This window comes from Streptomyces sp. YGL11-2 (genome assembly GCF_050054615.1).
Taxonomy (GTDB): Bacteria; Actinomycetota; Actinomycetes; order Streptomycetales; family Streptomycetaceae; genus Streptomyces.
This window is the reverse complement of the sequence record NZ_JBNHIN010000043.1, coordinates 42,787-52,110: the sequence shown is the minus strand read 5'-3', so window position 1 is coordinate 52,110 and position 9,324 is coordinate 42,787. Positions and strand designations below refer to the sequence as shown.

Below are 9,324 nucleotides of genomic sequence, written 5' to 3'. Positions count from 1 at the left end.
GAACCGCGGTTCCAAGCCCCGGCCCCTATGTGGTCCACACCACTTGGAAGAATGGATTCCTTTATCTCGGGGCTACGTGCTAAGAATGGTCTAAACCACCAGTGGTGTAGACCAAGGCGTAGACCAACAGCGGGCCGTCCCTCTTCCGCGGACCCGCCTCACCAGGAGGAATCCGATGAGCACGGCCACCGCCGCGAAGGCGGCGCCCGCGAAGAAGCGGGGCTCCGGCCTTTTCCAGGGCCTGCAGAAGATCGGCCGCAGCCTCCAGCTGCCGATCGCCGTCCTGCCCGCAGCGGGCATCCTCAACCGTCTCGGCCAGCCGGACGTGTTCGGCGAAAAGGGACTGCACTGGATCGCGGTCAGCAAGGTCTTCGCCGCCGCCGGCGGTGCGGTCTTCGACAATCTGCCGCTGCTGTTCTGCATAGGCGTCGCCATCGGCTTCGCGAAGAAGGCCGACGGCTCCACGGCACTCGCCGCCCTGGTCGGATTCCTGGTCTACAACAACGTCCTCAAGGCGTTCCCGGTCAAGGACGGGCACATCGAGGACGGCAAGTGGGTCGAGCCGGTCGTCAACAACCCCGGTGTCCTCGGCGGCATCGTGATCGGTCTGCTCGCCGCGGTCCTGTGGCAGCGCTACCACCGCAAGAAGCTGGTGGACTGGCTGGGCTTCTTCAACGGCCGCCGGCTCGTCCCGATCATCATGGCCTTCGTCGGCACCGCGATCGGCGTGCTGTTCCTGCTGATCTGGGAGCCCGTCGGCAACGCCATCTCCAGCTTCGGCGAGTGGATGACGGGCCTGGGCGCGGCCGGCGCCGGCCTCTTCGGCCTGATCAACCGCGGGCTGCTGCCGATCGGTATGCACCAGTTCGTCAACGTCGTGTCGTGGTTCCAGCTCGGTGACTACACCGACGCCTCCGGCAAGGTCGTGCACGGCGACATCGCCCGCTTCTTCGCCGGCGACCCGAGCGCCGGGCAGTTCATGTCCGGCTTCTTCCCGATCATGATGTTCGGTCTGCCGGCCGCCGCGCTGGCCATCGCGCACTGCGCCCGCCCGGAGCGCCGCAAGGCCGTCCTGGGCATGATGCTCTCGCTGGCGCTGACCTCGTTCGTCTGCGGTATCACCGAGCCGATCGAGTTCTCGTTCATGTTCATCGCGCCGGTGCTGTACGTGATCCACGCGGTGCTGACCGCGGTCTCGATGGCGGTCACCTGGGCGCTCGGCGTGCACGACGGCTTCACCTTCTCCGCCGGCTTCATCGACTACGTGCTGAACTGGCACCTGGCCAGCAAGCCGTGGCTGATCATCCCGATCGGCCTGGCCTTCGGTGTCGTCTACTACCTGCTGTTCCGCTTCGCGATCACCAGGTTCAACCTCACCACCCCGGGCCGCGAGCCCGAGGAGGAGATCGAGGACCTGACGAAGGCGTAGCCGGCCGGTCCACAGCGCACCGGGAGGGCCCCGGAACCGTCACCGCGGTTCCGGGGCCCTTTCGTGTGCCGGTGTACCTGTGTGCTCGGGTGCCGGTGCGCGCCCGTACGGGGCACCGGGCCGCGCCGCGGTCAGATCTCGTACGCCACGCCGGCCCGGGCGACCTCGACCGGCCCGTCGTAGACCTTCTGGGCGTCGCGGACGCTGATGTCCGGGTCGGTCCACGGCGGGATGTGGGTGAGCACCAGCCGGCCGGCGCCGGCCCGCTGGGCGTGCTCGCCGGCCTCCCGGCCGTTGAGGTGGAGGTCGGGGATGTCCTCCTTGCCGTGCGTGAAGGACGCCTCGCACAGGAAGAAGTCGGTGCCCTCGGCGAGGCTGTCCAGCGCGTCGCAGGGGCCGGTGTCACCGGAGTACGTCAGCGAGCGGCCGCCGTGCTCGATGCGGAAGCCGTACGCCTCGACGGGGTGGCGGACCAGTTCGGTGCGGATGGTGAACGGGCCGATGGCGACGGTGCCCGCGGTCAGCGTGCGGAAGTCGAAGACCTCGCTCATCGCCTTGTCGTGCGGCAGGTCGGCGTGTGCGTCGGTGAGCCGGCGCTCGGTGCCGGCCGGGCCGTAGATCGGCATCGGCGCGCAACGGCCGCCGTCCGGGCGGTAGTAGCGGACGACGAAGTAGCCGCACAGGTCGATGCAGTGGTCGGCGTGCAGGTGCGACAGGAGTACGGCGTCCAGGTCGTAGAGACCGCAGTGGCGCTGCAGCTCGCCGAGGGCGCCGTTGCCCATGTCGAGGAGCAGCCTGAAGCCGTCGGCCTCCAGGAGGTAGCTCGAACAGGGCGATTCCGTGGAGGGGAACGACCCCGAGCATCCGACGACGGTGAGCTTCATGCGGGCGTGAACCTCCGTGGGCGGGGCGGCGGGCCCATATGGGTCGTCCCGGCGGGTCCTTACCGGGTTCTGCCGGGTCCTTGGCGGTCTGTGCGGTGCCCACGAGCGTAAGGCGCGAAAGGTCCTGTGGAGCCTTTGGTGGGGCGAGCTGTGGGCGGAATCACCAGTCCGGGGGGCGGGTGTGGCGCCCGGCTGCCGCCGGGTGGCACCCCGCCCCCCTGGAGTGGCCAGGGCCCGTCGTCGGAGTCCCGTCGTCCGCCCGCAGGGGGGCAGACGGGAGGGTGACGACAGGCCCTACGCCCAGAGCTGGCCGTGCAGCGTAGCGATGGCCGCTTCCGTCGACTCGGCCGTGTAGACGCCCGTCGAAAGGTATTTCCAGCCGCCGTCCGCGACGACGAAGACGATGTCGGCGGACTCGCCGGCCCGCACCGCCTTCCGGCCGACGCCGATGGCGGCGTGCAGGGCCGCGCCGGTGGAGATGCCGGCGAAGATGCCTTCCGTGGCGAGGAGTTCGCGGGTGCGGCGGACCGCGTCCTCGGAGCCGACGGAGAAGCGGGTGGTGAGCACGGACTCGTCGTAGAGCTCGGGGATGAAGCCCTCGTCGAGGTTGCGCAGCCCGTAGACGACGTCGTCGTAGCGGGGTTCGGCGGCGACGATCTGCACACCGGGGACGTGCTCGCGCAGATAGCGGCCGACGCCCATCAGGGTGCCGGTGGTGCCGAGGCCGGCCACGAAGTGGGTGACGGAGGGGAGGTCGGCGAGGATCTCGGGGCCGGTGGTGGCGTAGTGGGCACCGGCGTTGTCGGGGTTCCCGTACTGGTAGAGCATCACCCAGTCGGGGTGCTCGGCGGCGAGTTCCTTGGCGACCCGTACGGCGGTGTTGGAGCCGCCGGCCGCGGGCGAGGAGATGATCTCGGCGCCCCACATGGCGAGCAGTTCGCGCCGCTCCGAGGAGGTGTTCTCGGGCATCACGCAGACGATGCGGTAGCCCTTGAGCTTGGCCGCCATGGCGAGCGAGATGCCGGTGTTGCCGCTGGTGGGCTCCAGGATCGTGCAGCCGGGGGTGAGCCGGCCGTCCTTCTCGGCCTGCTCGATCATGTGGAGCGCGGGCCGGTCCTTGACGGAGCCCGTGGGGTTGCGGTCCTCCAGCTTCGCCCAGATGCGGACGTCGTCGGAGGGTGACAGGCGCGGGAGGCGGACGAGAGGGGTGTTCCCGACCGCCGCCAGCGGGGAGTCGTACCGCATCAGACCATTCCGCCGGCGACCGCGGGAAGGATCGTCACGTTGTCGCCGTCGGCCAGCTCGGTGGAGATGCCCTGGAGGAAGCGCACGTCCTCGTCGTTGAGGTAGACGTTCACGAAGCGGCGCAGCCCCTTGTCGTCGACGAGGCGCTCGCGGATGCCGGTGTGCCGGCTCTCCAGGTCGGTGAAGAGCTCGGCGAGGGTCGCACCGGTGCCCTTTACGGCCTTCTCGCCGTCGGTGTAGGTGCGCAGGATGGTCGGGATTCGGACCTCGATGGCCATGGGACTGCTCCTGTCGGAGTGCGGTGGCGGGATGCGGGACGTGCGCTGCGTGCGGTGCGCCCGGCCGCGCGGCGGCCGGCCGGGGTGCGGGGTGCGCCGGGTGGCGCGGGGCCCGCGCGGGGACGGGTGCGGCGGGGCGCCGCGGGCTGCGGGCGCCTCCGGCGGCGGCCGGGGGCCGGGTCAGCCGGCGGCGCGGCAGGTACAGATGGCGCTGGAGAGGCGGCACAGGTCGACGTGCAGCCGTGCGGCTCCGCAGCCGAAGGCGCCCAGGAGGGCGGATGCGGAGCGGCGCGTGGCGAGCGGGGCATGCGTCAGCATGCCCGGCCTCTGCTCGCTCGCTATACCCGCTACGCCCACGACCCGGTCAACCATGCGGTCATCGTAGCGATTCCCGGTCCGGGTATTGGAACCTCGTCCCAAGATACGGACGTTTGCTGTACGCCAGGTGGGACGCGGGTCCCGCGGGGCCGTCCGGGCACATCGCACCGGGGGATGAACCCCCAGGTCACGCCCGTCGTCCGGCCCCGGCATGAGGTTGGCCACGGCTCAGGCGTACGCCTCGACGATCTCGACCTCTTCCTCGGTGACCTCGCCGTCCACGATGCGGAACGAGCGGAACTGGAAGGGCCCGGCGTCGTCGGTGTCGGCGGTGGAGACGAGGACGTAGTGCGCGCCGGGCTCGTTGGCGTAGGAGATGTCGGTGCGCGAGGGGTATGCCTCGGTGGCGGTGTGCGAGTGGTAGATGATGACCGGTTCCTCGTCCAGGTCGTCCATCTCGCGGTAGAGCTTGAGCAGGTCGGCGGAGTCGAACTCGTAGAAGGTGGGCGAGCGGGCGGCGTTCAGCATCGGGACGAACCGCTCGGGGCGCCCGCTGCCGGCCGGGCCCGCGACCACGCCGCACGCCTCGTCGGGGTGGTCCTGGCGGGCGTGCTCGACGATCCGGTCGTGGAGGGCCTTGGTGAGGGTCAGCATGCGGCCAAGAATAAGAGGGGCGTGCGAGGGGGGTCCCCCCGGGCGGAGCCTGGGGGCACTCGGTTGTGGGTGGTGGAGGGAGACGGGCGGGCAAGCAGAGGGCCCGTACGTACCGAAGGGTGGTACGTACGGGCCCGAATGCTGGACAGGCGGGCGGTGCGGGCCCGCCCCGGCCGCGGGGGCTACTTCTCGGAGGCCCCCACCTCGGCGGCGCTGCGGCGCTTGATGGCGAGGTAGCCCACGCCCAGGATGACCGCCCACAGGGGCGCCGCGTAGAGCGAGATCCGGGCGTCCGGGTCGATGCCCATCATCACGATCACCATGCCGATGAAGGCCAGCGCGAAGATCGAGGTGTAGGGGGCGCCGGGGGCCTTGAACTCGGACTGCGGCAGCTCGCCCCGGTTGGCCTTGGCCCGGTAGCGCAGCTGCGAGAGCAGGATGACGATCCAGGCCCACATACCGGAGATGGTGGCGAAGGAGACGACGTAGTTGAACGCGTCGCCGGGCCACTGGTAGTTGATGTAGACGCCGAACAGCATCAGCGCGACCGAGATGCCGGTGCCCCAGGTGGGCAGGCCGGTCTTGCTGAGCCGGGTGAAGATCTTGGGGCCCTGGCCGTTGAGCGCCAGGTCGCGCAGCATCCGGCCGGTGGAGTACATACCGGAGTTGGCCGAGGACAGCGCCGCGGTCAGCACGACGAAGTTGACGATGCCCGCGCCGGCCGGCAGGCCGATCTGCTGGAAGGCGGCGACGAACGGGCTGACGCCGGGCTTGAAGGCCGTCCAGCTGACGACGGACAGGATGATGATGAGCGCGCCGATGTAGAAGAGGCCGATCCGCCACGGCACGGTGTTGATGGCCTTCGGGAGCACCTTCTTCGGCTCGTTCGCCTCGCCCGCGGTGACGCCGACGAGTTCGACGGCGAGGAAGGCGAACATCACGATCTGGAGCGTCATCAGCGTGCCGCCGATGCCCTTGGGGAAGAAGCCGCCGTGGCTCCACAGGAGGCTGAACGACGCGGTGTCGCCGGCCTTGGAGAAACCGAGGGTGATGACGCCGAGGCCGATCAGGATCATGCCGATGATCGCGGTGACCTTGACCATCGAGAACCAGAATTCCAGTTCACCGAAGATCTTGACCGAGATGAGGTTGATGCCGAAGAGCGCGACGGTGAAGACCAGCGCCGACACCCACTGCGGTATGCCCTTGTCCCAGTACTGGATATAGGTGGCCGCGGCGGTCACTTCCGTGATGCCGGTGACGACCCAGAAGAGCCAGTACGTCCAGCCGGTCACGAAGCCGACGAAGGGGCCGAGGAATTCCCGGCCGTATTCGGAGAACGAACCGGAGACCGGCCGGTACATCAGCAGTTCGCCCAGCGCCCGCATGATGAAGAAGATGACCAGGCCGACGATGGCGTAGGCCAGGATGATGCTCGGTCCGGCTTTCGAGATCGCTTTGCCCGCCCCGAGGAACAGACCGGTTCCGATGGCGCCGCCAATGGCGATCATCTGGATCTGGCGATTGCCCAGACCCCGCTGGTAGCCCTCTTCAGGGGCGTTGCCAGCGGCCTCGTTGCCGTCGTGATGCTTGTCGACCTGCACAGAGGTCATGAGTGGTGCGCCTTTCTCCATTCCGACCCGGTCTGTCCGGATCGGGTCCCGATCCCCCCGGATGGAGTCCTGCACGCCGACGGTCGGCCGGCTCAGCGCTCCCGCAGCGACAGGGGTGGCGTCGCTGACGGCAGGTCGAGAACATTTATCACGAACTGCCGGAGATCACCTAGAGAGAAAGTGAGCAGGGCCACATCGAAATCCGGACAAACTTCGGAAGCGGCGGCACACCACTTGGGTGCGGTGACGCGATCGTTATCCGGATTTGAGGCTCCGCTGAGCGAACACCTGGTGGGCAATCGCGGTGGTACGCCCGGATTTCCTCCCGGATATCATCCGGTGAGTGCTTCGACCAGGGTCTCCTGGAGGCCGCCGAGCCAGAGGTAGGCCAGCACCATCGGCTTGCGCGGATCGCTGTCCGGAAGCCGCAGCAGCTCGCCGCCGTCGTCCTCGTCGGTGACCTCCAGCCGCGTGCCGATGGCCAGCCGGAGGTCGTTGAGCCCGCCGAGCCACTGCCGGCACTCCTCGGGCTTCAGCCGCAGCACGGCGCCGCCCTTCCCGGAGCCCAGCGCGTCCAGCGCGTGGATCAGCGCGAGGGCGTCCTCCCGCTTGCGGGCCCGCAGGTCGTTCTCCGTATAGCGGCGGAACTCGGCGGAGGCGGCGCGGACATCGTCGTCGGGGACCAGGTCCGGACCGCCGTACGCGTCGGGGAAGAGGCGCGCCAGGACCGGGTCGGCGGGCGGCTCGCTGGGGCCGTCGCTGAAGATCGACGCCAGCAGGTCGTCGCTGTCGCCACCGCCGCCGTCGGCGGGCTCCGTGCCGGGACCGACCAGCTCCAGGAGCTGCACGGCGAGGCTGCGCAGGATGGAGATCTCGACCTCGTCAAGCGGTACGGCGGCGCCGCCGTCGGGCAGCGGCTCGAACTGGCCGGTCATGCGCGTTCCTGCTGGAGGGTCGCCCACAGGCCGTAGCCGTGCATGGCCTGCACGTCGCGCTCCATTTCCTCGCGGGTGCCGCTGGAGACGATCGCGCGGCCTTTGTGATGGACGTCGAGCATCAGCTGGTGCGCCTTGTCCTTGGAGTAGCCGAAGTACGACTGGAAGACGTACGAGACATAGCTCATGAGGTTCACGGGGTCGTTGTGAACGATCGTGACCCACAGGACGTCGGGCTCCGGCACCTCGAAGGGTGCCTCGCTCGACTCGGGACGCTCGATCTCGACCGGAACACTGAGGGTGCAGCGGTGCGGCCGGGGAGTGATCGTGGGTGACGGGTGGGCGCTCACAGGGCCCATGCTGCCACCAGGGGGCGGGTGGTGCACAAATGCCCCCCGTGCGGGCCGCGTCGGCGCGGCGCACGGGGGGGCGGTCCGGCCAGCGACCCCACTATCGTCAGAGTGACGAGTAATGGGGGTAGCATCATCTCCATGCCGCCTCTCCGGGGGCTGTGACGACTGCGGCCGCCGCCGCGGGCTGCCGGACCGCGGCCGGCGCCCGAGACGGCGCGCAGGGAGAGAATTGCGAGGGATGTCGAAGTGAACACAGCAGACCTGGGACTGCCGGTGGCCGTGCCGTCGACTGCGCTCTTCACCGACCAGTACGAACTCACCATGCTCCAGGCCGCGTTGCGGTCCGGGAGCGCCCACCGCCGGTCGGTCTTCGAGGTCTTCACCCGGCGGCTCCCCGAGGGCCGCCGCTACGGCGTGGTGGCGGGGACCGGGCGGGTGCTCGACGCGGTGGAGAACTTCCGCTTCGACGAGACCATCCTCGGCTTCCTGCGCGAGCGCGGCATCCTCGACGAGCAGACGCTCAAGTGGCTGGCCGAGTACCGCTTCCGCGGCGACATCTGGGGCTACCCGGAGGGCGAGGTCTACTTCCCCGGCTCGCCGATCATGCGCGTCGAGGGCACCTTCGCCGAGGCGGTCGTGCTGGAGACGGTGATCCTCTCGATCCTCAACCACGACTCGGCGGTGGCCGCGGCGGCCTCCCGGATGGCGGTGGCGGCCGGCGACCGGCCGCTGATGGAGATGGGCGCCCGGCGCACCCACGAGCTGTCGGCGGTGGCCGCTGCTCGCGCCGCGTACGTCGGCGGCTTCCACCTCACCTCGGACCTGGCGGCCGGCTTCCGCTACAACATCCCCACGGTCGGCACCAGCGCGCACGCCTTCACCCTGCTGCACGACACCGAGCGGGACGCCTTCACCGCGCAGGTCGACACCCTCGGCAGCGGCACCACGCTGCTGGTGGACACCTTCGACGTCACCGCGGCGGTGCGCGCCGCGGTCGAGGTGGCCGGCACCGGCCTGGGGGCCGTACGGATCGACTCCGGCGACCTGCTGCTGATCGCGCACCGGGTGCGCCAGCAGCTGGACGAGCTGGGCGCGACCAACACCAGGATCGTGGTCACCAGCGACCTGGACGAGTACGCCATCGCCTCGCTCGCCGCGGCGCCGGTGGACGCGTACGGGGTCGGCACCCAGCTGGTGACCGGCAGCGGGCACCCGACCTGCTCCATGGTCTACAAGCTGGTGGCCCGCGCGGACACCGAGAAGCCGGGCGCTCCGCTGCGGCCGGTGGCGAAGAAGTCGATGGGCGCCAAGTCCTCGGTCGGCGGGCGCAAGTGGGCGGCGCGCCGGCTCGACGAGGCCGGGGTGGCCGAGGCCGAGGTGATCGGCACCGGTCCGGTGCCGGCCGGGCTGACCGACCGGCAGCTCCAGGTGCCGCTGGTCAGCGGCGGCAAGGTGGTGGCCCGGGAGCCGCTGGACGCCGCCCGGGACCGGCACATCGCGGCCCGCGCCGGGCTGCCGCTGTCGGCGACCCAGCTCTCGCGCGGGGAGCCGGTGCTCGCCACCGAATTCCACTGAGCGGCCCCGCGTACGCACCGGGGGAAGCCTCGCACCCGTG

Annotated in this window: 10 protein-coding genes; 2 read left to right on the top strand and 8 right to left on the bottom strand. The window is 70.0% G+C overall.

Annotated features, from left to right (window positions below):
• The first annotated feature begins 175 nt into the window (after window positions 1-175).
• A complete protein-coding gene (locus ACO1BR_RS33440) occupies window positions 176-1,429 on the top strand; it encodes a PTS transporter subunit EIIC (RefSeq protein ID WP_426798854.1) in 1,254 nt (417 codons plus the stop codon).
• Window positions 1,430-1,560: 131 nt separating this feature from the next.
• Here ACO1BR_RS33440 and ACO1BR_RS33435 read toward each other — a convergent pair whose 3' ends face one another.
• The 8 genes from ACO1BR_RS33435 to clpS all read right to left on the bottom strand — a co-directional run bounded on the left by ACO1BR_RS33435 (window position 1,561) and on the right by clpS (window position 7,706).
• Window positions 1,561-2,313: an MBL fold metallo-hydrolase gene (locus tag ACO1BR_RS33435; RefSeq protein WP_426798853.1), complete on the bottom strand. Its 753-nt coding sequence runs from the start codon at window positions 2,311-2,313 to the stop codon at window positions 1,561-1,563.
• Window positions 2,314-2,607: 294 nt separating this feature from the next.
• On the bottom strand, window positions 2,608-3,558 hold the full coding sequence (locus tag ACO1BR_RS33430; protein WP_159503565.1) for a PLP-dependent cysteine synthase family protein: 951 nt from the start codon (window positions 3,556-3,558) through the stop codon (window positions 2,608-2,610).
• Window positions 3,558-3,836 carry a MoaD/ThiS family protein gene (locus tag ACO1BR_RS33425; protein WP_426798852.1) on the bottom strand — a complete coding sequence of 93 codons (279 nt, stop codon included), beginning with the start codon at window positions 3,834-3,836 and terminating at the stop codon, window positions 3,558-3,560. Before ACO1BR_RS33425 ends, ACO1BR_RS33430 begins: the two co-directional genes overlap by 1 nt.
• Window positions 3,837-4,016: 180 nt before the next feature.
• Window positions 4,017-4,208 carry a putative leader peptide gene (locus tag ACO1BR_RS33420; protein WP_426798851.1) on the bottom strand — a complete coding sequence of 64 codons (192 nt, stop codon included), beginning with the start codon at window positions 4,206-4,208 and terminating at the stop codon, window positions 4,017-4,019.
• A gap of 174 nt (window positions 4,209-4,382) precedes the next feature.
• Window positions 4,383-4,808, bottom strand: coding sequence for a Mov34/MPN/PAD-1 family protein (locus ACO1BR_RS33415; protein ID WP_159503562.1), 426 nt, complete (start codon window positions 4,806-4,808; stop codon window positions 4,383-4,385).
• Between the two features lie 182 nt (window positions 4,809-4,990).
• The gene (locus tag ACO1BR_RS33410) at window positions 4,991-6,421 is read right to left on the bottom strand and encodes an amino acid permease (protein ID WP_426798850.1); all 1,431 of its coding nucleotides are present in this window, start codon (window positions 6,419-6,421) and stop codon (window positions 4,991-4,993) included.
• A gap of 332 nt (window positions 6,422-6,753) precedes the next feature.
• Entirely contained in the window at window positions 6,754-7,356 is a 603-nt protein-coding gene (locus tag ACO1BR_RS33405; RefSeq protein WP_426798849.1) for a DUF2017 domain-containing protein, read from the bottom strand.
• Entirely contained in the window at window positions 7,353-7,706 is a 354-nt protein-coding gene (gene clpS / locus ACO1BR_RS33400; protein ID WP_426798848.1) for an ATP-dependent Clp protease adapter ClpS, read from the bottom strand. Before clpS ends, ACO1BR_RS33405 begins: the two co-directional genes overlap by 4 nt.
• A 249-nt stretch (window positions 7,707-7,955) precedes the next feature.
• On the opposite strand from clpS, the gene ACO1BR_RS33395 reads away from it, so the two are divergent.
• Window positions 7,956-9,284, top strand: a complete 1,329-nt coding sequence (locus ACO1BR_RS33395) for a nicotinate phosphoribosyltransferase (RefSeq protein WP_426798847.1) — start codon at window positions 7,956-7,958, stop codon at window positions 9,282-9,284.
• Window positions 9,285-9,324 lie beyond the last annotated feature (40 nt).